The organism is Azospirillum fermentarium, from assembly GCF_025961205.1.
In the GTDB taxonomy this organism is placed as follows: domain Bacteria; phylum Pseudomonadota; class Alphaproteobacteria; order Azospirillales; family Azospirillaceae; genus Azospirillum; species Azospirillum fermentarium.
Genome location: NZ_JAOQNH010000004.1, coordinates 22,758 through 46,430, shown reverse-complemented (window position 1 = coordinate 46,430; position 23,673 = coordinate 22,758). Strand labels below are relative to the sequence as shown.

Genomic DNA, 23,673 nt, shown 5'->3' with positions numbered 1-23,673 from the left:
GGCCTTACAGGCCGGTGGGATCGAAACCGGCGTCGCGCAGCAGCTCGTTGCGGTAACGGGTGTAGTGGGTGTCGCGCCACTTGGCCAGGGTGGCGCCGGACCAGATGGGCGCGTCCGGGTGATCTTCCCACAGGGAAGACAAAGGATAATGGTGGATCGCCACCACCGATTCCGGCCAGTGCAGCGTTTTGAGCCCGCCACGGGTCACCGCCGCCACGCGCTGTTCACAATAATAGAGCGCGATCTGGTCGATCATCCACAACAGGCCCCGCTCGAAGGTGGTCTGGAGGAATTCTTCCATCACCCGCAGGAAGTAGGTGCCGGGAAGCGTGCGGCGGATGGCGAAGAAGGAGGCGTTGTAGCGGTTGCACATCGGCTCGCCGAGATACTTGATGGTGCCGAGGTCGTGCCCGGCGGTATCGGCAAGAAGCGTTTCCGGCCGCACGCGGAACAGGACATCGGCATCGGTGATGACGATGTTGCTGTTGTACCGCTCCATCAGTGTCCGGGCGACCAGAAGGCGGGCGCAGGCATAATAGACGTTGTTGGATGCCCCGAGATCGACGCCCTTGACATAGGAGAACCCAAGCTTCAGCCCCGGAACGCGCTCCTGCAAGGCCGTCACCAGCGCAGGGATGGTGCTGTCGGGGTTGATGATGTGGTAATGCACCCGAACCTGTGATCCCAGCCGGTGCAGATTGATCGCCTGAGCCAGGGCGAATTTGCGGAAATAGACTGAATCGACGGAGACCAGCAGAGTGAAGTCATCGGTCGGGGCCGGCGGAGCCGCGTTCCAGCGCTGTGTCACCTCGTCGGCCAGGGCCTGCATGGCGTTGCGTTCGAACACCCGCGTGTCGATGCAGCACAGAGGATCGGAGCCGAACTTGCCTTGCGCGAACAGGGCCTCGCTCAGCCAGAGCTGATAGGTGAAGTTGGTGTTGCCGTGAGCCAGACGCCCATGCTTCTCCGCCAGGTCGTGCCGGTCGATCTCGTTGTAGAGGAAGCTGAGGTTCGTGTGGATCTGGTGGCGCTTGTCGCCGGGGGTGGCGGCCTTCAGAGCCCGCTCCAGAAGGCCGATTCCGATCCGGGTGTTCCCCAGGAAGCGGGCGCGCGTGCCCATTCCGGCATGGGACCAGGCATCGGCGATCCCCAGATAGGCGTTTTCGCTGCGCGGATGGCAGGCGATGGCCGCCTCACACCATTGCGTCCGCTCTTCGGGGGCCGGCAAGGTCTGGATGACGGTTCCAAAAGCCTTGTAATCCTCGTATCGGGCATCGGGAGCGGCTTTCAGGGATGCCAGCAGGGCGTCGAGAGCGAAAAGACCGTGAGACACGAGGGCGGTTTCCGGTGGGAGGAACGGAGGGTGCGGTGGCGAGGGTAGCCATATTCGAGGCATGGGGCCAACAGGGATCTTTCGCCGCCGGCCCCGGCAGCGTATTACGACAGCCGCCCTCGGGCCTTCGTGTTCCCTGCCGTATTCCCGGCGCGCCACAGGATTTACGCCCATGATGAAGATCGATCACAAGCCCAAGCGTCATCAGCAGATCTACAAGATGGGAGATCACGATCTGGTCATCATCGGGCCGCACAGCTACACCAACAGCGGCCTGAATCTGGACTGGTGGGGCGGGCCCGCGCAGCTTCGCATCGGGAATTACTGTTCGGTGGCGGCTGACGTGAAATTCTTCCTCAGCCACGGTCACCGCACCGATTGGATCACCTCCTACCCCTTCAGCGGCTCGGACGAATTCTGGAAGGCCGGGCGCACTTTGGACGAGACCCGGGTGAGCAAGGGGTCCATCGTGGTGGGCAGCGACGTGTGGATCGGCAACGGCGTCCACATCCTGTCGGGCGTCAGCATCGGTCATGGTGCCGTCGTCGCAACCGGATCGGTGGTGACGCGCGATGTGCCGCCGTTCGCCTTTGTCGCCGGCAACCCGGCGCGCGTCATCCGTTACCGTTTCGAGGAAAACCAGATCGTCGCCCTGCTGGGTCTGCGCTGGTGGGACTGGCCGGAGGAGAAGGTGCGCGAGCATCTGCCGGCCCTGTGCTCCAGCGACATCACCGCCGCTTGCCGGACGGCGATGGCTGATGAAAGCCTGCGGGCCTATGTGGGAGATCTGGGGCCGATGCTTCAGATTTTGCAAGAACAGAATGCGTAATTTACAGTTATGGAAAGCATCATAGCTGGCCTGAGAAGTTTTCGCTGAAAACCACACCAGTCGAAGGCATATTTTTCGCCTTGCCGCCTAAAAATGGCGGAGCTATGGTGCCCACTGCGCTGTTTCAGGTGTTTGGAGTCGAACGTAAGATGCGTCATATCCCGCAGATGAAGCTTGAAGTCCGCTCCATGTGCCAGTACGACTGCGAGATGTGCGCGCACGGGGAACAGCGCAAGCTTCTGAAGAAGTACGAGCTGTCCCTGGAAGATCTCCAGCGTTTCCTGGATGCAACGCGTGAGTCCGGCTACTTCGTCGATAACATGCGCATTCATGGGCCGGGTGAGCCGTTGCTGTGGCACCACTTCAACGAAGGGGTGCAGATGCTCAAGGCGTCCGGCGTGGTCGGTACGGTGTTCGTCGCCACCAACGGCTTGCTGCTGCACAAGATCAGCGAAGAAGCATGGGCGTGCATCGATGAGATGCGGGTCAGCGTCTATGGCCCCTTCGACCGTTTCGACACGCTGAACGAGGCGAAGGCCCGTTATCCCGACAAGGTTCATATCAACAAGGCCGAGGAATTCCGTGTTCTCCCCCCGCCGGGGGCCGAAGCGCCGATCCCGTGCGCCTGCTGGTGCGACGGGCCGATGCTGTTGGGGGACCGGCTGTTCCTGTACTGCGGCCCGCCGGTGTTCGCCGCGGCCAAGGATATGGGCCGTGACGCCATGGAGGATCCCGAACTGTCGGTCACCGTCGGCCCCAATTACCTGGATGCGGTCGATCCCACCAAGTTCGGCAATCTGGAATATTGCAAGCGCTGTTGGGCCAACGGCAATTTCCAGCTTGAGACCGCACCGCAAAAAACCACGGGCGGCAACTGGAAGTAACGCGGGCATCCGCGCCTTCATGGGCTGGCTGTGCCGGGGGTGGGGCCGCCCCACCCTTCCAGAGCGGGCGGGATATCCGGTCGCCACGAGTTTTGGGCTTTGCGAAAACGTCCGGCTGCGTTAAGTCAAAGCCCCAAAGATGATCCATACCCGTCCGGCGCCCTCCGGGGCCAAGACACCGCGCAGTTATTCGGAGAATGAGATGGCGGAAGGAACCGTGGACTATTACGCGATGGTCGAAGAGGCTTGGCAGCTCAGCGACACGGCGCGGGATTATGTCAAGAACGCCGGCCGGGATGTGGACAACGCCGAGCTGTGGGAAAAGATCTTTGCCCCGTCGCCCCTGCTCGATCTGGAGCGCACCCAGCGTGAGGGGGGCTCGCCCCTGGTGCGGATTTTCTTCAAGAACCCCTATGGCCTGCAGTACCGCCCGGACCATAAGGACTGGATCCCCTTCCGTCACGGCGCTCTGGACCCGGCCTATCTGAAGATCGACTGACCGGTTGGCTGCAGGGGGTGGATGCGCGGCTCCGCCCCCGCCGTCCTGCCCGTGTCCCGCCCCTGCCGGTCCGATCCGGTCGTCGGCCAAGCAGGGATGCCTTGACGGGGATCCCCCGGATATGGCGCGACGCGCAGATGGCGGTGCATGCGCCTTTATCGGTTTTGCCGTTTGTGGCATCCGAAACCGGATCGTCTGGGGACGAAACCTTGTCCTCGGTGGTCGTCTGCACCTCCGGGCGCGGAGTACGGCCGGCTCGACAGCGACTGCCGGCACACGGCCCGATCCCTCACGCCTTGGAAAAATAGTTCCAGAGAGCCGTTTTGAGGCTGGCAAGGTCATATTGCGCGACCGTTTGCCGGCCTGTGGCGATCATGCGGGAATAAAGGGCTGTCTGCTGTTCGGCCAGGCGGACGGCGGTGGCAAGGCCATGCACGGCGTTGGGAAGCTCGTCATAGGAATACCAGAAACCGTTCGCTTCGGTGGCGTATTCCATGCCGCCGCTGCCATGGAAACCGACCACCAGGCATTCCGCCGCCATGGCTTCCAGCGGCGGCAGCCCGAACCCTTCCCGATAGCTGAACGACACGAAAACGGTTGAACGTCCAAGGATGGCGGCCACCTGTTCCTCATTGCATCCCTCGATGGGGATCCAGGGTATGGACGCGAAGGCCGGATAAGCGGCGGCGAACGCATCCTTGAGATAGGTGGCGTCTGCCGGCAGCTTGCGCGGCATATAGGCGATCTGCTGCACCTTTTCTGCCGGCTTGAAAAGCTCATGATCGATGCAATAAGGGACGACCGGAGCGTCGATCTGAAAAATATCCCACAAATTTCTGGAGATGACGTTGCTTGCCGCGTATACGCCGGCAATCCCCAACTCCCGATGGCGGGCGACCACCTTGGAGCCATGAAAACAGTAGAAATGGTTCTGAACAAAAACGCGCCGATCAACTTTGTAAGACAGCAGGGTTCGGGTCAGCCCGTCGTCTTCTGAAACAACTTCCGGGAAAATGATGCGGGCATTCGCCGGCAGCACCAAGTTACCGTTGGAAAACACCTTGGCACGGGTCTTGAAGTTGAGAGGCGGACCGGAGGGTGTGATGACCAGGGTTTCCAGTCCCATGTCTTCGAGCAATTCCGCGTGCTTGTAGAGGGTGCGAACCCCGCCAGCAATGATGGTGTTCTGGAAATTGCACGAAAAGACGATCATGGGGAGCCTTCAAAGAACGCCGGATGGAGGATCAGGGTGAAGTCAACATAGTTTCTTCGACGGGGGATTGCGTACGGCACTTCCACGAGGTCATCGCACCATCCCCTGTCCGGCTCCCCTTATGGATGGATTGAGGCTGTGCGTCCAGAGGGCTCCGCCATCCCGGCCATTCGGCCATGCCTTTCTTCTCTTCCCTCTCTTCCCATCTTTGCCGTGCACCCCCTTGCGCCATCCGTTACGCTGCTGCCGGGTGGGGTTCCGGGCGGTCGATCCCCGACCCTGGGGCTGTCTGCGACACGGCGATGGGGCGTCTGGAGCCGGACTTTCCTTGCAGGGGGCGTCCGCACGTTGTATCCGCCTGTCAGCCGTCCCGCCGCCGGGCCGGCGCGCCGCACTCCAGACCGGAACGCCCGATGCGCTATCTGTTCGTTCACCGCAACGCCCCCGCCCAGTACAAGCATATCATCAGCGCGTTGGCATCCGATCCCCGCAACGAGGTGGTGGTCATCAGCCAGCCCAATGACCGGCCGATAGATGGAGCCCGTCGGGTCTACTACACGCCCAAGCCGGCGGACGGGGCGATCCACCACCATCTGCGCACCACCGACGAGGCCATGCGGTTTGGTCACGCGGTGATGGAGCAGGCGCGCGCGCTGAAGGCGTCGGGCTTCACCCCCGACCTGATGGCCGGGCACAATGCGTGGGGCGAGACGCTGTTCCTGAAGGACGTGTGGCCGGATACCCCCCTGCTCAGCTATTTCGAGTTCTTCTACGAGCCGCGTGGAGCGGATTCGGGTTTCGATCCTGAATTCCCGGCGTCTTTCGACGATTTTCCCCGCACCCGCATCATGAACACCGTCAACCTGCTGGGACTGCAGGCCGCCGACTGGGGGCATTCGCCCACGTTCTGGCAGCGGGACCGCTACCCCGCGCTGCACCAACCGCAGATCTCCGTCATCCATGAAGGCATCGATACCGATGCCATCCGTCCCAACCACCGCCGCATCCTTCAGCTTCCCGGTGGTGGAACCGTGACGTTCGGGGATGAGGTCATCACCTTCGTTTCCCGAAGCCTGGAACCGTATCGTGGCTTCCATGTCTTCATGCGGGCGTTGCCGGAAATCCTGCGGCGCCGGCCCAACGCCACGGTGCTGGTCGTGGGCAACGATGACGTCAGCTACGGCTCGCGGCTGGCCGGCGGCGTCACCTTCCGCGAGGCGCTCCTGAAGGAGCAGGCCGGGCGGATCGACCTCAGCCGCGTGCATTTCCTGGGCTGGGTTCCCTATGAGGTCCATCTGGCGATCCTGCAGGTATCGGCGGTCCACCTATACCTGACCTACCCCTTCGTCCTGTCATGGTCGATGATGGAGGCCATGGCCAGCGGGTGTCTGGTGGTGGGATCGGCGACACCGCCGGTGATGGAGGTGATCCGGGACGGCGACAACGGTCTGCTGGTGGATTTCTTCGGAACCCAGCACATCGCCGATGCCGTCGACCGGGTGCTGGACGACCCCACGCACATGGCGCCGCTGCGTGAGCGCGCCCGCCAGACCATCATCGAGCGCTACGACCTCAAGCGGGTCTGCCTGCCCCGCTTCCTATCCCTGTTCGACAATCTGGCCCATCGGCGCCGGCCGGCATCGGACACCACGCCGCCGGGCGCACACGTCATCACCTATTCCCATTCCCTCAACCTTGCCATACAGGCGGAGCGTGATGGGAACACGGCGCAGGTGGCGGCGTTGTGTCACCGGATTCTCCGGCAGCGCCCGGTCAGCGTGGAGGCATGGATGCTGCTTGGCCGGCAGAGGCTGGGGGCCGGCGATGCCGCGGGGGCGCTGGAGGCGTTCCGTTGCGGGATGAGTCTGGCTCCCTTCCATTCCGTGCTCATGGCCGGCTTGGCGGCCGCGCTGGAGCGTCTGTGCCGCACCGAAGAGGCCGCCGGGATCCGCCGCCGCCTGGAGCGGATGGGAGAGGTGTAAGAAAGGCGAACGGATAAAGCGGTTTGCCCCAGCCGGGCCGGGCCACCGGCGGCTGGGCCTTGTCTCACTGTCCCCCTTGTGCCGCCAGGGCCATGCGTTTCGCATGGATCATCGCATCCTTGTCCATGCTATCGAGAGGATGGAAGAGGTAGCGGTGGAAAGGGAATTTTTCTTGCTCGATCAGGCTTAGGCGCGGCGCCATTCCTCCTTTCTGAAGGAAAAAGAGAACGGCATAGAATGCAACCTGATCGAGCGTCCAAAGAGCATAATCTTGAGATAGGAAGTAGCCCATATATCTTTTAAGCAATGAAAAGAAGAGATGGGTCCCCGGAGTAGGGCGAAAGACGGCCAGATCACACACCATTTCCCGTCCTGGGCCAAGGCGGGTTCCATAATGAATGGCGATATCGCCATTATGACGGTCCAAAAGCATGTGGATGAATTCATCCATATCGCCGACGGGAACCTGATCACCATCAAGTACGATAATGGGCTTCCCATAAATATTAAATACGTCTTCCATCATCATAAAACGGTTGCAAGCGAAATAAGTTTTGCCGAATGCAACCTTGTTGACATCGGAAATCCATTTTTGATTTTTCGTTTCAACAACTGAATAACCAAAACGCGGGTATTGTTCTGCCCATTCCGCAAGAAAAGACTGGGTGCTCGCCGATGCATTCATAATGCAGGCGTGGATGGGAAACGTGTGACTTTTGAGAAGAAGGTCTTCAACCATTTGGCGGGCAAAACGGTTCCAATAGTTCTCATCCACGGAGACGAGGACAATCCCTTCCCCTTCGATCTTTTTAGCGGATTGGTTTTTTTCGTACGTAACTGTTGAATTGAATTGGTAAACATGGTTCTTGTAAAAATTATTATCGATTCTTATCATATGCCATGCGTGAAGTACTTTCGAGCTTAGTATTTCTTTTTCACTCATTTTCTTTTTCATAATTCCCAGAAAGAAATTCAAACTCTTGTAATTATTTTTCCAATAACACCAATGAAGGATTGAAGCAAAAGAAAGTGGCAAATTTTCATTTTTACGGATAAATCGGACGCCAAGATCGGCTGAATTCCGCAGGCATTCCTCGTCGATAAGGCCAAGGTCGAGTAGGATGTGTGTGCACATCAAAGGAATTTCGGTGTGTGATGTTGTCTTAAAAGAAAGTCTTGCAATGTTAATAGCCTCTTGATTGTATCCAATGCGAATAAGTTCATTCACCAAAATAGGGAATGAAAATTCTATTTCCAGTTCTTTCTCGTAAAATGAAGAAAAATAAGCCGCTTTATAAAGAGATAGGATAATATCTTCTTTCTCTTTTTTGCATTCAATTTTTTGAAGATGAGAAGCTGCTGCTCTGATTATCTCGCGAAAATTGAATGCAATGCTTTGATTGTTGATATTATATGCTGCTGCGCACATGATGCTATCAACTGCATCTTTATATTTTTTCAGTTTGTGAGATGAAACAGCAATCATATGCTGAGCGTCGGCGTTACCATTGTCCACCAACGTAACCTGCTTCGACAAAGAAAGACACTTTTCATAATTGCCCTCTTTGTGGGCAGAAAAGGCTTCCGCGAAGATCGATGCAATTTCCCGATGCATATTTGCGTCATCCAAAAGCTGTGTCGGTTAAGCACGCGTCGATGGCCGATGTGCTGAAAGGGATCACCGTTAGGAGCTACCGAATTCCAGAATGATGGCAGGCAGGTTGGGATAATCAGGGGGTTAGCACGGCCATGCCACGCACGGCCATTGATTGGATCATGCTGAACAGTGCGCGCACTTGGGCACGTGTCTGCACCCGCACGCAACGCAATGGGTTCGGACCAGGCATGCCCTGAGGTACCACGGTATGGTGCTTGCCCAGAAACCGTTGGGCCTGAGCCACCCATTTTTCGTCCATGCGGCCGGTTGAGGCATGGGCGATCCACAGGTCATGGCATACCGCCAGGCGATAGCCGGCAAGGAAGGCGGAATAGGTGAAGTCGGTATCGTACAGATGGAACCCGTCCAGAAGTTCCTCGTCGAAGCCGACGGCCTCCACCACCTCCCGACGGCACGCGAAAAACAGGCCATCCAGGCTTTGCGCCGGAGCCATGACGGGGCCGTCCACCCGATAGATATCCACGCGGTAATGGTCGGGCGCACGCATCAGGTGCGCGACCTGACCGTATTGGTGCGGCCAGCCGGAATACAGCCAGGACGCGCCGCGGTGATAGGTGGTCCCCACCGGGCCGATCAGGTCGAAGCGGGTAAGGTGGGCCCGCAGCCGGGTCTCGAAATCGGGGATCAGGATTTCGATATCATCATGGCAAAAGACCACATAGTCTCCGGTGGTCTGGGCGAAGCCACGATTGTACCCCTCGCACAGGGACCGGGCGTCATGGATGCCGACCACTTCATAGTCGCTGCCGTCGAGCAGGGCGGCCAGATTGGCGGTGATGCGGGCGAATTTGTCGGGGTTGATGCTGCAAATGACGAAGGACAGCCGCCCTCCCGGCTGGGGCCGGTCGCTGCGCATCGTCGGGCCGTCGTCCGACAGGGCCGGGTCGCTGGTCAGCATGTCGCCGATGGTGTTGAACATGGTTTGCCGGATGTCGTGCTGGTCTGGGTCAATACGCAAGCTTCGCTGGTAAGCGGCAATCGTCAGGGCGCGCATCTGCACCGATGGTTCCATGGAACAGAACCCGCTGAGCATGGCTCCCATCCAGTTCCATGCCTGGGTGCTGCCAGGATGCCACAGGGTCCATTGCTTCAGGCGCTCCAGTGCTTCGGCATAACGCTCGTGCTGGAGCAGCATGCTGCACAGGTTGAGCCACGCTGCATAGTTGGCTGGGTCGATCCGCAACGCCCTCAAGACGAGAGGCATGGGAGCGGTGCCGCTGCTGCGGCGCCGTTCGGCAACACCATAAAGCTGCCACGCATCGGCATTGTCCGGTGCCAGTGCCAGAACTTTCCGGTACAGAAGGGTGGCTTCGTCGAGCCGGGCTTCCCGGTGTCGTTCGAAGGCAAGATTCAAAAGGTCACCGACGGTCATGTCCGCCCCCATAGCAGATCATCCCATGCTTGGTCCATCCTACGCATCGTCCCAGCCGCTTTTCCGGATCGGAAATCTACCAGGCTTGCAATCGACGGACAGGGTGCTTGAACTGGCCGTCCATCTCTACCGGCAGGGGCACGTCCGCAAGACCGAGGCCCTGTATTGGCGGATTCTGATGGTGGAGCCGGCTCATCCGGTGGTTCTGCTCCATTTGGCGATCATAGCCGACACCTTTGGTCACCGGGCCGCGGCGTGGAGGCTGCTGCGGCGTAGTTTGACCGTGGCGCAGGGCTATGAAAACAGTTGGTATGTTCTGGGAAACATGCTGTTCGCGGACAACCTGTTCGAGGCCGCTCAGGCAGCGTTTCGCCGGGCCATCGCGCTTAACCCCGGTTTCCTGGATGCCTATAACAATCTGTCCGGTGTGCAGATAAACAGCGACGACATCGGCTTGGCGGTGACAGTGACCCGCCGGACCCTTGCCGTGAATCCACTGTTTGCCAAGGCGCGCCATAATCTGTGCATGTACAGCCTGTACCGTGGCGATGTGCCGGCGGATCAGGTGGCAGCGATTCACAAGGGGTATGCAGCCGCCCTGCCGCCGCCGGCGCCGGTGCCGCACGCCAACAGCCGGGATCCTGAGCGTCGTCTGGTGATCGGTTATGTTTCGGGGGATTTCCGCCAGCATGTGGCGGCGGAATTCATGGCGCCGCTTCTGGCGGCCCACGACCGCTCGCGGTTCCGCATCCACGCCTATTCCGAAACCCCCAGCCCCGATGCCGTCACCGCCCGCATCCAAACCCTGGTCGATCTCTGGCGCCCGATCCGCGGCCTGTCCGACGAGCAGGCCGACGCCCTGATCCGCGCCGACGGCGTGGACATCCTCATCGACCTCGCCGGCCATTCCGCCCACAACCGCCTGCCCCTGTTCGCCCGCAAGCCGGCACCGGTCCAGGCCACATGGCTGGGATACCCCGCCACCACCGGCGTCCCCGCCATCGACTACCGCATCGTCGACAGCATCACCGACCCCGAGGGTACCGCCGACGCCCACGCCTGCGAGGCCCTCGTCCGCCTCGACCCCTCCTTCCTGTGCTACCAGCCCCCCGCCGACGCCTCACCCATCGGGCCGCTTCCGGCGCAGCGCAACGGCTTCGTCACCTTCGGATCCTTCAACAACCTGCTCAAGACCAACCCGGCGACCATCGCCCTCTGGGCCGCCCTGATGGCCCGCGTCCCCGGCAGCCGCCTGATCCTCAAAAGCCGCCCCCTGGCCGATGCCGGTGTCCGCAACCGGGTGACCGCCCGCTTCGCCGCCGCCGGCATCGCACCCGAGCGCCTCGACCTCATCCCCTGGACCAGCGGCACCGCCGAGCATCTCGGCCTCTACAACCGCCTCGACATCGCCCTCGATCCCTTCCCCTACAACGGCACGACCACCACCTGCGAGGCCCTGTGGATGGGCGTCCCCGTCCTCACCCTGTGCGGTGACCGCCACGCCGCCCGCGTCGGCGCATCCCTCATGCGCGGCATCGGCCTTGGCTCCTTCGTCGCCCATGACCAGCCCGACTTCATCGAACGCGGTGCCCAGATCGCCGCCGACATCCAGGCTCTCGACGCCATTCGCCACGGCCTGCGACACCGTATGGCCGCATCGCCCTTGCGCGATGTTTCAGGCTTCACGCGCCGCTTCGAAGCCGCCCTCCGCGTCATGTGGCACCGCTGGTGCGACGGGCAGGGGCCGATGCCGTTCATCGTACGGATGCGCACTGACGGCGGTGCCCGTCTCTGATCTGCGCCATGGGGGCCGCGATGGCAGGCCCGGCCTGAGTCAGCCGCCCTTCGTCTGCCGGCTGTGCCAGCGCCAGGCACTGCGCACAATGGCATCGAAATCGGTGTGACGGGCCTTCCAGCCGAGAAGGTGGGCCGCACGGTCCGGCTGCGCCACCAATTCCGGGACATCACCGTCGCGGCGCGGTGATTGGGTGACCGGCACGTCCCGCGCGCCGACGCGGGCAACGGCATCCACCAACTCCCGGACCGACGTGCCCCGCCCGGTGCCCAGATTGATGGACGTGCTCTCTCCTCCGTTCAGAAGATAATGCAGGGCACGGACGTGGGCGTCGGCCAGATCCTCGACATGAATGTAATCACGAATGGCGGTTCCATCGGGCGTCGGGTAATCGGTGCCGAACACATGGAAGGCTGGAATCCGGCCCATGGCTGCGAAGATCGCCAGCGGCAGGGCATGGGTTTCCGGGGAGTGGGATTCCCCGATCTCGCCATCCTGGTCGGCGCCGCAGGCATTGAAATAGCGCAAGGCCACCGACCGCAAGCCATGGGCGGCCCCCGCATCGCGCAACAGGCATTCGACCATCCATTTGCTGGAGCCATAGGGGTTGGCAGGCGCCTTCGGATGGTCCTCGTCCAGGGGCAGACGCACGGGGGTGCCGTACACCGCACAGGTGCTTGAGAACACGATCTTGTCCAGCCCATGACTTTTCATGGCCTGGAGCAGGGTCAGGCTGCCTCCGACGTTGTTCTCGTAAAAGCGCAGAGGGTCACGCACCGAGCCGCCGACGTCGATGTATGCCGCAAAATGCAGCACGCATGCAGGGCGGTATTCTTCGAGCGTTGCCGACAGCCGGGCGCGGTCGCATAGATTCCCAACCACCAGAGGCCCCCACCGCACCGCATCCCGATGCCCGTGCTCCAGGCTGTCATAGGTCACCGGGGTGTGGCCGGCGGCTGCAAGTTGCTTGCAGGTGTGGCTGCCAATGTAACCGGCGCCGCCGGTTACCAGAACAACGGCCATGGGGATCCTCTCGTCGATAGGCGTCATCAAATGTCCAACCATAGCCAAGCCTGAGGCGATTGGCACGGGGCCTTGCGAAGTACCCATCCAAACGATAGAGGCAGCCGAGCCGCCGCGATCTGGTCCCCGGACCGGTGATGCCTCTTGCCGCATCAGCCCGGTTTGGGCAAAACAGTCCTGCTGCCTGTTCGGACGGGGCCGCCCGCGCCATCCGTTCGTAAGATGAAGTTCTGACCGGTAAGATGTTTCGGTGCGGGCGATACCCCGCATCGGGCCATGCCCCTTTTTGGAAAAGATGACCCATATGAAGCGCCTGCTGATCTCCAGCCCCAAAGGGGGGTGCGGTAAGACGATGATTTCCCGCAATCTGGCCGTGGCCGCCACTTTGGAGAACATTAAGGTCGCCACCCTGGATCTCGACCCTCAGGCCAGCCTGACCCGGTGGTGGAACAGGCGGGCGGAGGAGCGGCCCCCGATTGTGCATTACCAAGGCACCATGAGCGATGCTCAGGATGCCATGGCAGAGATCACCGGCCATGAGTTGCTGATCATCGATACGCCGACCGCGGTGGAAGAATATCCCCAGGGCATGAAGGCCCTGATCCTGGGAGCCGACCTGGTTCTGGTTCCCACCAAGCCCACCATGGACGATACCGACTCCACCATGGAATGGATGACCATGCTGCGCAGTTACGATCGCCCGGCCGCGTTCGTGTTGAACATGGCCAAGCTCCGGGCCCGGTCCTTGTCTGAGACCAAACGGCGCCTGAACGCCGTTGGCCGGATCTGTCCGATCGAAATCGCCGAGCGCGAGGACATGCATCGCATCGGTGCCGAAGGGCTCGGTATCCTGGAGGTCAGCCGCCATCCGGGGGGCGACGAGATCAGCGGCGTTTGGCAATTCGTCAAAAACGAGATGGGAGCCTGAGCCAATGGCTTTCACCCCTGTCAGCCGCGGCAAAGTCGCGGACATCCGCATCGACCGGATCGAGAACGCCGAAGTCCCTTTGACCCGGAAAGAGGATTTCATCCGCGAGATATCGAAGCTGTGGCAGGACACCTACAACCGTTTCGTCCTGATCGGCCGTTACCTGATCCGGGCCAAGGCCACGCTTCCCCATGGAGACTACCAGTCCATGATCGAGCGTGAGCTGCCGTTCGGGGTGAAGATCGCCCACCAGCTTCGTACCGTGGCGGAGGCGATCGACCAGGGCTCCCTGCCGGTCGAGCGGCTGCCCCACAGCTATTCCGTCATCTACCAGATCACCACCCTGAACGAGGCCGAGCGGGATATGGCGCTGCAATCCGGCGTCATCCGCCCCGATACCACGCGGGCCGAAGTGATCCAGTTCAAGCGCAGCGTCCGCACCACCCCTGACAGCCACCGCGCCGCGCTGGAGAGGGAGCGTAAGAAGCTGGTCAGCGACATCGAAACCTTGCGCAAGCGTCTGCGCGCCGTCGAGGATGAGTTGGGATACGGAGTTACCGAGATCGAGCTGTGATACCCCTTATCCCAGCCAAAGGGAAAGGGCGGATGGTGGGACCGCGGTAAAATGGCCGGGAGGTGCTGCTCAGGCGCAGTTTCTGCTGCGTTACGGGGCTCTCGGTTGTAGGTTCAAGGCAGGATTCATTGAAATTTCATATCAGGTCAGGAGACTGAACCGATCATTCCTGGCCTAAATACGCGGTAGTGGATCGGGATATTCACAGCAAGAGGCGCGAAGAGGGTGGCTGATACTCTGCTCGGGAGCGTGGTCGGGAATGTGGTGACGCTGAGCGAAAGCGGTCAGACCGCCGTTATCAGCGGCATCAGTTCTGTCTACGGCAGCGCGTTGCCGGACTATATTGAGATCAGTGGAGCCTCGTCCCTTTTCGTCACCGCGGTGGAGACGCTTCTGGGCAGCGCTGAGGCTGACATCGTGACGCTGGGCAATAACGGCAACACGATGCTTGCCCGCTGGCTCGACACGCTGACCGGTGGAACCGGGCGTGATTTCGTGCAGTTGGGGAGCCTGGGCAACACCATGACGGTGTTCAGGCTGGAAACCCTGCTGGGGGGGGCTGGAACCGACGTCATCACCCTGGGGACCGGCGGCAACACGCTCCTGGCCCGCTGGCTCGACACGCTGACCGGTGGAACGGGAGTCGATTTCGTCGAACTGGGAAACCTCGGCAACACGATGACCGTGACCGGGGTCGAGATCCTGTTGGGGGGTGAAGGTGCGGACGTGGTGACGCTGGGTGACGGCGTGAACACTATGATCGTCCGCTGGCTGGAAACCCTGACCGGCGGTATCGGGACCGACATCATCCTGCTGGGCAACCGGGGAAACACCACCGCCGTTTTCAACATTGAGTCCATCACCGGCAGCCTTAACACCGATGTCCTGACGCTGCAGGACAACGGCATCACCTTGAGCGTGGTGGCGGTAGAGACATTGCTGGGGGGGGGGAACACCGATGTTGTGACCCTGCGGAACGCCGGCTCGACCATGCTCACACGGTCGGTGGAAACGCTGACCGGTGGCACCGGCACCGATTTCATCACCTTCGGTGCCCGCGGCAACACCACCGCGGTGTCGAACCTGGAAATCCTGCTGGGCGGCGAGAACACCGACATCATCACGCTTGGCAACGGCGGCAACACCATGATTGTCCGCTGGATGGAAACCATTTACGGCGGGTCGAACGCCGATTATCTGCTGCTGGGGAATTTGGGCAGCAGCACCGTCGTCTTTGGCATCGAATCCATTACGGGAAGCCTGAACACCGATCTCATTACCCTGTCCAATACCGGGAACACCATGTCGGTATCGGCGGTGGAAAGCCTGTACGGCAGCGTCAATACCGACATCATTACCTTGACCGGCGTCGGAAGCACGCTGACCCTGGTGTCGATCGAATCCCTGTACGGCGATTCCGGGGCGGAATACATCACGCTGGACGACGCCCCCAACTCCCTGGTGGTGGCTGGTATTGATACGCTGCTGGGCAGTTCCAACACCGATGTCGTCACGTTGGGTGGTATGGGATCCACCATGCTGATCCGCAGCATTGAAACTGTGTACGGGGGAATCAACAGCGATTTCATTACCTTGGGCAACCGGGGGAACACCTCCTACATCGCCAATGTCGAAACCCTGCTGGGCGGTGGCAACACCGATATCGTGACGCTGGGGAACACCGGCAACACGATGATCGTCCGCTGGATGGAGACCCTGACCGGTGGCCTGAACACGGATGTGATGGTGTTGGGCAATCTGGGCAATACCTCGGTCTTCATCAGCGTGGAGACCATCACCGGCAGCCTGAACACGGACCTGATCACCCTTGGCAACACGGGTTCCTCCGTCACGGTATCGGGGGTGGAAAGCCTGTACGGCAGTTCCAACACCGATGTGGTCACCCTGACGGGGGTCGGCAGCACGCTGACCCTGGTGGCGATCGAATCCCTGTACGGCGATTCCGGGGCGGAATACATCACGCTGGGCAATGCCGGGACCACGCTGGTCGCCGCCGGTCTGGACACCCTGCTGGGCGGGCTGAACACCGATGTCGTGACGTTGGACAACGCCGGCAGCACCATGCTGATCCGGTCGATCGAAACCCTGTACGGAAGCACCAACACCGATGTGATTCTGCTGGGCAACCGCGGCAACACCAGCGTGATCACAGGTGTGGAAAGCCTGTACGGCGGCCTCAATACCGACATCATCACTTTGGGAAATGCCGGTATCACCGCCACGGTCGAGTGGGTGGAAAGCCTGTACGGCGGCCTCAACACCGACCTCATCACCTTGGGGAATGCCGGTAGCACGGTGTTCATCGTCGGGATCGAAAGCCTGACCGGTGGTGACGGCAACGACTGGATCAACCTCAGCAACGCCGGCACGTCCATCGTCATCAGCCGTGTGGAAACCCTGCTCGGAGGGTCGAACACGGACGTCATTACCCTGTCCGACAGCGGGACCACAGCGACCGTACGGTCACTGGAGACCGTCTACGGCGGGGCCGGCAACGATTGGCTCAATCTGGGCAATCGGGGCAACACCATGATGGTGTCCCGGGTCGAGACGCTGCTGGGCAGCAGCAACACCGATGTCGTGACGCTGGGAGGCACCGGCAACACCATGCTGGTGCGGCTGCTGGAAACCCTGACGGGGGGAACCAACACCGATGTGATCCTGCTGGGCAATCTGGGCAGCACCACGGTGATGACCTCCATCGAAAGCCTGGTCGGAAGCCTGAACACCGACGTCATCATTCTGGGCAACGGCGGTAGCACCATCGCCGCTTCGGCCATCGAAACCCTGACGGGGGGAAGCAACACCGATGTCATCACCCTGAACGGCGCCGGTTCGACGGTGACGGTCAGCGGGCTGGACAGTCTGTATGGCACCGGGCGGGAACTGGTGACCATCAGCAATGCCGGCAGCACCATGCTGGCATCAGGCATCGAAACCCTGTTGGGGGGCGATGGCACCGACATCATCACCTTGGGCAGTGGCGGGAACAGCATCCTGGTCCGGTCGGTGGAAAGCCTGTATGGCGGCTCCGGCCAGGATATCGTGCTGCTGGGCAACCGCGGCAACACCATGTTGATCGTCAGCGTGGAAACGCTGGTAGGCAGCCTCAACACCGATGCGATCACGCTGGGGGATGCCGGATCAACGGTGTCCGTATCGTCCGTCGAAACCCTCATCGGCGGTGCCAACACCGATGTGGTGACGCTGGACAACAACGGGACGACCTTTCTCGCCGTTGGGATCGAAAGCCTGTATGCCGGCGGCGGCTATGACATCATCACGTTGGGGGCTGCCGGTACCACCATCCTGATCCAGGATGCCGAGGTGATCCTGGGCGGTGCCAACACCGACGTGGTGACCCTGGGGGCCAGCGGTACCGCGACTGTGCGGGGGCTGGAAAGCCTGTATGGCAGTTCCGGGCAGGACTACATCCTGCTGGGGAACCAGGGCAACACCACCATGGTCCAGAAGGTTGAAACCCTGCTGGGTGGCGACAACACCGATATCGTCACGCTGGGGAGCGGTGGCAACAATGTGCTGATCCGGTCGGTGGAAAGCCTGTACGGGGGGGCCAACAACGACACGGTGCTGTTGGGCAACCGGGGCAACACCATGGTGCTGACCGGCATTGAGACGCTGGTGGGCAGCCTGAACACCGATGTCATCACGCTGCTCAATTCCGGAAACACCATAAACGTCACCGCTCTGGAAACCTTGTCCGGTGGTGCCAACACCGATGTGGTCACCCTGAGCGGCACCGGCTCCACCATGTTTGCCGAAGGGTTGGAGAGCCTGTACGGAACGGGCCAGGAATTCATCACCCTGGGCGATGCCGGTTCCACCATGCTGGCTTCGACCATCGAAACCCTGCTGGGCGGTGACGGCACCGATGTCATCACCCTGGGCAACGCCGGGGGCAACATCCTGGTGCGGTCGCTGGAAAGCCTGTACGGCGGCAGCGGAAACGATGCGGTCACCCTGGGCGGGCGCGGCAACACGACCCTGGTCCAGGGGGTGGAGACCCTGACCGGATCGTTGAACACCGACATCATCACCCTGGGGCCGGCGGGGGCCACCCTCACGCTGTCGCGGATCGACAGCCTGTACGGCAGCGCCAACACCGACGTGCTGACGCTGGCATCCACCGGCAACACCCTGTTCGTGCAGGGTGTGGAGGGCCTCTACGCCACGACCAACACCGACGTGGTGACCCTGGGCAATGTTGGGAACACCGTCACCGTATCCGGGCTCGAAAGCCTGACCGGGGGGGTGAACACCGACATCATCACCCTGGGACCGGCAGGCTCCACCACCCAGGTGGAAGGGGTGGAGGCGCTTTACGGCGGGAGCGGTTCCGACTTCGTGACGCTGACGGGACAGGGCTCCACCATGACGGTGGGGCAGGTCGATACGCTGCTGGGCGGGCAGAACACCGAAGTTGTGACCCTGGCCGATGCCGGCAACACCATGCTGGTCCGGGCGCTGGAAACGGTGTACGGCGGCCTGAACACCGACGTGCTGACGTTGGGGGGACAGGGAAACACCACGGTTCTCCAGTCTGTGGAGGCGGTGTACGGTGGCATCAACACCGATATCATCACCTTGACCTCCACGGGTTCCACCTTGACGGCCAGCGGGTTGGACAGCCTGTACGGCGGTGCCAACACCGATGTGGTCACCCTGAGCGGCACCGGCTCCACCCTGTTCACACAGGGGCTGGAGAGCTTGTACGGGACGGGCCAGGAATTCGTCACGCTGGGCAATGCCGGTTCCACCATGCTGGCGTCGACCATCGAAACCCTGCTGGGCGGTGACGGCACCGATGTCATCACCCTGGGCAACGCCGGGGGCAACATCCTGGTGCGGTCGCTGGAAAGCCTGTACGGCGGCAGCGGAAACGATGCGGTCACCCTGGGCGGGCGCGGCAACACGACCCTGGTCCAGGGGGTGGAGACCCTGACCGGATCGTTGAACACCGACATCATCACCCTGGGGCCGGCGGGGGCCACCCTCACGCTGTCGCGGATCGACAGCCTGTACGGCAGCGCCAACACCGACGTGCTGACGCTGGCATCCACCGGCAACACCCTGTTCGTGCAGGGTGTGGAGGGCCTCTACGCCACGACCAACACCGACGTGGTGACCCTGGGCAATGTTGGGAACACCGTCACCGTATCCGGGCTCGAAAGCCTGACCGGGGGGGTGAACACCGACATCATCACCCTGGGACCGGCGGGCTCCACCACCCAGGTGGAAGGGGTGGAGGCGCTTTACGGCGGGAGCGGTTCCGACTTCGTGACGCTGACGGGACAGGGCTCCACCATGACGGTGGGGCAGGTCGATACGCTGTTGGGCGGGCAGAACACCGAAGTTGTGACCCTGGCCGATGCCGGCAACACCATGCTGGTCCGGGCGCTGGAAACGGTGTACGGCGGCCTGAACACCGACGTGCTGACGTTGGGGGGACAGGGAAACACCACGGTTCTCCAGTCTGTGGAGGCGGTGTACGGTGGCATCAACACCGATGTCGTGACGCTGACAGGCATCGGATCGACCATGCTGGTGAGCGGGATCGAAACCCTGACGGGTTCCGCCAACACCGACGTGATCACCCTGGGAGCGGTGGGAATGACGATGCTGGTGGCTGGGATCGAAACCCTGACCAGCTCGTCGGCCAATGATGTCATCACCCTGGCGAACGTGGGCTCCACCATTACCATCAGCGGGCTGCGCACCCTGTATGGCGGCGTCAACACCGATATCGTTACCCTGGCGGCATCGGGAAACCTGACCATGGAACGGGTGGACGTGCTGTACGGCAGTGGCGGCAACGACGTGGTGACCCTGGGCAACGGGGGCAGCACGGCCCTGGTGCAGGCGGTGGAATCGATCTATGGGGGGCTCAACACCGATATCGTTACCCTGGCGGCAACCGGCAGCACTATCCTCGTGTCGCGTCTGGAAAGCCTTTATGGCGGTGCCAACACCGATGTGGTGACTCTGGCGTCCACCGGCAACAGCATGCAGATTACCGGGATTGAAACCCTGGCCGGCGGTACGGGCACGGATATCATCACCCTGAGCGCGGCGGGCAACACCCTGGTGATTTCGGGAGTGGAAACCCTGCTCGGCGGGTTGAACACCGACATCCTGACCCTGGCATCGGCCTCCAACCTGACGGCCGAGGGGCTGGACACGCTCTACGGCAGCAGCGGCGGCGATATGGTGACTCTGGGAAACCGGGGGTCGACGGTGGTGGTGACGGGGGTGGAAAGTCTTTACGGCGGCGACAACACCGATATCGTCACCCTGGCCGCCGCCGGCAGCACCATGTCGGTGATGAAGCTGGAATCGGTGTATGGCGGCGCCAACACCGATATGATCACCGTGACTCAAGGGGCGGCCGCGTTCCTGGGCGGGGCCGGGGCTGATCAGATCACCTTCGCGTCCGGTGCGACCGGCAACACTGTTCTGTTCTCCAGCGACACCGATGGGGCTGCGGCAGGGACCACCACCGGCTATGACCGCATCAGCAATTTCCACCAATCGGGTGACGTGATCCGGTTGAGCGGTGCCCTGCGCACCGCGCTGGACGGCAACTCCAACGGCACGATCGCGGTCACCTCCAGCGCCCAGAGCGCGGTCAACCTGTCCACCAGCGAGGCCGTGCTGCTGACCACGGCGGTGGGGTCGGGTAATCTGGTCAACACCAGCTTCACCGGCCTGATCACGGCCATGGGTAATCTGACCGCCACGGGCGGCACAGCCCTGGTGGTGGCCAACGACGGCACCAATTCGGCTGTCTATGTCGTGAGCGATGGCGATACCAGCGGCACGGTATCGGCCAGTGAGATTACCCTGCTGGGGTTGTTCTCCAACGTTATCTTGACGAGTGGTAATATTTCGTAAAAACAACCTTTGGGCACGAGGCGGGTGATACAGACACCCACCTCGTGTCCTGTGCCTTGGTTTCTTCTTCCTGCCCGCTCTGGCCTTGCGCTAGAGTTTGTTGGTGATGTCCCGGACAAGGAATGGCACCAGAACGGTGGCTCCATCCTTTCCGGCCTATGCGGCAGGAGCGGTCGATTTCATGCCCACGCCTACGTCCGGCAGTTCTTATTCCTCGGTTTCCCTGCCGTCGGTCACCACGGTGGATGCCCTGCTGATCGGAACGAAATGGGGAAGCACCGGTGCGGGAAATGGTGTGACGGTAAGCTACAGCTTCCCCACCGCCACCAGCACGTGGTCAACCAATTCGTCGTCGGGGTATGGTCCCGTCTTCGGCAGCGGTGAGCCGTGGAGTTCTTCGTACGCGCCGTTGAACAGCACCCAGCAGCAGGCGTTCCGTTCGGCCCTGCAGGCCTGGGCCAACGTTGCCAACATCCAGTTCAGCGAAGTCACCGAAACGTCGTCGCTGGTCGGGGATATCCGGGTTGCCTTCACCTCCCTCTCGTCCAGCTATTCCGCCTGGGCTTATTACCCCCAGTCCGGGGCGAAGTCGGGGGATGTGTGGCTCAACGTGGCGGAAAGCTCGAACAACAACCCCTCGGTCGGCAGCTTCGGCTTCATGACCATGATGCATGAGTTGGGGCATGCCTTGGGGCTTAAGCATTCCTTCGAGGCGGAACCCGACAACAGCACCGTGATGCCCTCAGCTTATGAGAGCCGGCGCTACACGGTCATGTCCTACACCGATGCCGTGTATGCCAATGCCGAACCGTCCACGCCAATGCTCTACGACATCCAGGCGATCCAATACCTCTACGGCGCCAACACCAGCTACAACACCGGCAACAACACCTACAGCTACAGCAACTCCGTCGAGGTGATGGAGACGATCTGGGATGCCGGGGGCAATGACACGCTGGACGCCGGCAACCAGACTCTCAATGTCACTCTCGACCTGAGGGCTGGGCATTACTCATCCATCGGCATCCGCAGCGGCGGTGTGGCCGCGGTGGACAACGTTGCCATTGCCTTCAACGTTACCATTGAAAACGCCGTCGGCGGCAGTGGCCACGACCTGATCTATGGCAATGAGGCGGCCAATGTTCTGACCTGCGGCAACGGGGACGACACCATCTACACTATGGGTGGAAACGACACCGTGTATGGCGGCAGCGGCGGCGACACCGTGCATCTGGGGGATGCCGGAGGGACCGTTCTGCTGTCGGGGATCGAAGCGGTGGTCGGCGGTGCCGGGTTCGATCTGGTCACGGTGGACGCCAACGCCCTGCATGTGTCCGGCGCCGTGGACGCCCTGATCGGGGCTGGTACCGCCGAGGTGGTGACCCTGCAGGACGGTGGGTTGACCTTGATCGTCGCGTCGCTGGAAACACTGATCGGCGGTTCGGGGACGGACCGTGCGAACCTGGGCAACCGGGGCAACACCACGGTGGTCAGCGGCATGGAGATCGTCATCGGCAGCTTGAACACCGACGTGATCACGCTGTCCGACATTGGCGCGACGATTACCGCCTCGCGCCTGGAAACGCTGATCGGCGGTTCGGGAACGGACCGGGTGAACCTGGGCAATCTGGGCAGCACGACGGTGGTCAGCGGCATGGAGATCGTCATCGGCAGCCTGAACACCGATGTGATCACGCTGTCCGACATTGGCGCGACGATTACCGCCTCGCGCCTGGAAACGCTGATCGGCGGTTCGGGAACGGACCGGGTGAACCTGGGCAATCTGGGCAGCACGACGGTGGTCAGTGGCATGGAGATCATCATCGGCAGCCTGAACACCGATGTGATCACGCTGTCCGACGCAGGGAACACGTTCATCGCATCGCGTCTGGAAACGCTGATCGGCGGTTCGGGGACGGACCGGGTGAACTTGGGCAACCTGGGCAGCACCACCGTTCTGTTCGGCATTGAGGATATCGTCGGCAGCCTGAACACCGATTTGATCACCCTGGGAGCTGCCGTGCAGGGGTTGCGCATTCAAGGGGTGGAGACGTTGAGCGGCAGCTTCGGCGACGATGGGGTGACGGTGGCCTTGGGCGGCGGTATGACGTTCCAGGGCGGAGCCGGCGCCGACGCTCTGACCCTGACCACCGCAGCAGCCATGGATGTGGTCGAATTTTCCAGCGCCGCGGATGGAGCGGGGGCCGGAGCGTCCATCGGTTTCGACCAGATCTTCAATTTTCAGAGCGGTACGGATGTGGTGGGAATCAGCGGCAGCTTGCGTTCTTCCCTGGACCGGGACGGCAATGGCACCCTGACAGCCGTGGCTCGGGGCACCAATGGAATTGTTTCCGGACGTGACGAGTTGGTCGTCCTGAACGGTAGCCTGTCGTCCCTTGCCGATACGGAACTGGCAACCGTGCGGGCTGCTGTCGGTACGGTTACGGGTGGGGTGGCGGCCCCGTTCCTGCTGATAGGCAATGACACGGTCTCAACCGGTCTTTACCTCGTGTCGGACGGTGGCGATGGAAGCATCGGGGCGGCGGATATCCGTCTTCTGGCGACATTCTCCGGTTCGCTGTTGTCCGCCTCCGACATTCGGCTGGTATAGGATTGGAGTATCCGGGGGA

14 protein-coding genes are annotated in these 23,673 nt (G+C 61.6%); 9 read left to right on the top strand and 5 right to left on the bottom strand.

All coding sequences use genetic code 11. The features are described 5' to 3' along the window. Positions 1 to 4: 4 nt before the first annotated feature. Positions 5 to 1,333 (bottom strand): hypothetical protein, encoded by a 1,329-nt coding sequence (locus tag M2352_RS25800; RefSeq protein WP_264667394.1) that lies wholly within the window; start codon positions 1,331 to 1,333, stop codon positions 5 to 7. Between the two features lie 172 nt (positions 1,334 to 1,505). Here M2352_RS25800 and M2352_RS26535 point away from each other — a divergent pair, with 172 nt between their 5' ends. The 3 genes from M2352_RS26535 to M2352_RS25785 all read left to right on the top strand — a co-directional run bounded on the left by M2352_RS26535 (position 1,506) and on the right by M2352_RS25785 (position 3,545). After that, positions 1,506 to 2,162: a CatB-related O-acetyltransferase gene (locus M2352_RS26535; RefSeq protein ID WP_319802073.1), complete on the top strand. Its 657-nt coding sequence runs from the start codon at positions 1,506 to 1,508 to the stop codon at positions 2,160 to 2,162. Positions 2,163 to 2,311: 149 nt separating this feature from the next. Continuing rightward, positions 2,312 to 3,046, top strand: a complete 735-nt coding sequence (locus M2352_RS25790; protein ID WP_264667393.1) for a hypothetical protein — start codon at positions 2,312 to 2,314, stop codon at positions 3,044 to 3,046. Positions 3,047 to 3,248: 202 nt separating this feature from the next. After that, positions 3,249 to 3,545, top strand: a complete 297-nt coding sequence (locus M2352_RS25785; protein ID WP_264667392.1) for a hypothetical protein — start codon at positions 3,249 to 3,251, stop codon at positions 3,543 to 3,545. A gap of 289 nt (positions 3,546 to 3,834) precedes the next feature. Here the strand turns inward: M2352_RS25785 and M2352_RS25780 are convergent, their stop codons facing one another. Then, complete coding sequence (locus M2352_RS25780; RefSeq protein ID WP_264667391.1) at positions 3,835 to 4,758, bottom strand: glycosyltransferase; 924 nt, start codon at positions 4,756 to 4,758, stop codon at positions 3,835 to 3,837. Between the two features lie 413 nt (positions 4,759 to 5,171). On the opposite strand from M2352_RS25780, the gene M2352_RS25775 reads away from it, so the two are divergent. Next, positions 5,172 to 6,740, top strand: a complete 1,569-nt coding sequence (locus M2352_RS25775) for a glycosyltransferase (protein WP_264667390.1) — start codon at positions 5,172 to 5,174, stop codon at positions 6,738 to 6,740. A gap of 64 nt (positions 6,741 to 6,804) precedes the next feature. On the opposite strand, the gene M2352_RS25770 is transcribed toward M2352_RS25775, so the two are convergent. Continuing rightward, a complete protein-coding gene (locus M2352_RS25770) occupies positions 6,805 to 8,355 on the bottom strand; it encodes a hypothetical protein (RefSeq protein WP_264667389.1) in 1,551 nt (516 codons plus the stop codon). A 115-nt stretch (positions 8,356 to 8,470) separates the two neighbouring features. Further along, positions 8,471 to 9,790: a glycosyltransferase gene (locus M2352_RS25765; protein ID WP_264667388.1), complete on the bottom strand. Its 1,320-nt coding sequence runs from the start codon at positions 9,788 to 9,790 to the stop codon at positions 8,471 to 8,473. Positions 9,791 to 9,893: 103 nt separating this feature from the next. Between M2352_RS25765 and M2352_RS25760 the strand changes: the two genes are divergently transcribed. Next, a complete protein-coding gene (locus M2352_RS25760) occupies positions 9,894 to 11,585 on the top strand; it encodes an O-linked N-acetylglucosamine transferase, SPINDLY family protein (RefSeq protein ID WP_264667387.1) in 1,692 nt (563 codons plus the stop codon). A gap of 39 nt (positions 11,586 to 11,624) precedes the next feature. On the opposite strand, the gene galE is transcribed toward M2352_RS25760, so the two are convergent. Then, positions 11,625 to 12,608: a UDP-glucose 4-epimerase GalE gene (gene galE / locus M2352_RS25755; RefSeq protein ID WP_264667386.1), complete on the bottom strand. Its 984-nt coding sequence runs from the start codon at positions 12,606 to 12,608 to the stop codon at positions 11,625 to 11,627. Between the two features lie 304 nt (positions 12,609 to 12,912). On the opposite strand from galE, the gene M2352_RS25750 reads away from it, so the two are divergent. The 4 genes from M2352_RS25750 to M2352_RS25735 all read left to right on the top strand — a co-directional run bounded on the left by M2352_RS25750 (position 12,913) and on the right by M2352_RS25735 (position 23,654). After that, complete coding sequence (locus tag M2352_RS25750; RefSeq protein WP_264667385.1) at positions 12,913 to 13,536, top strand: ParA family protein; 624 nt, start codon at positions 12,913 to 12,915, stop codon at positions 13,534 to 13,536. A 4-nt stretch (positions 13,537 to 13,540) separates the two neighbouring features. Then, positions 13,541 to 14,110 carry a hypothetical protein gene (locus tag M2352_RS25745; RefSeq protein ID WP_264667384.1) on the top strand — a complete coding sequence of 190 codons (570 nt, stop codon included), beginning with the start codon at positions 13,541 to 13,543 and terminating at the stop codon, positions 14,108 to 14,110. 225 nt (positions 14,111 to 14,335) lie between these two features. Further along, a complete protein-coding gene (locus M2352_RS25740; RefSeq protein WP_264667383.1) occupies positions 14,336 to 21,043 on the top strand; it encodes a calcium-binding protein in 6,708 nt (2,235 codons plus the stop codon). 181 nt (positions 21,044 to 21,224) lie between these two features. Next, on the top strand, positions 21,225 to 23,654 hold the full coding sequence (locus M2352_RS25735) for a M10 family metallopeptidase (RefSeq protein ID WP_264667382.1): 2,430 nt from the start codon (positions 21,225 to 21,227) through the stop codon (positions 23,652 to 23,654). Positions 23,655 to 23,673 lie beyond the last annotated feature (19 nt).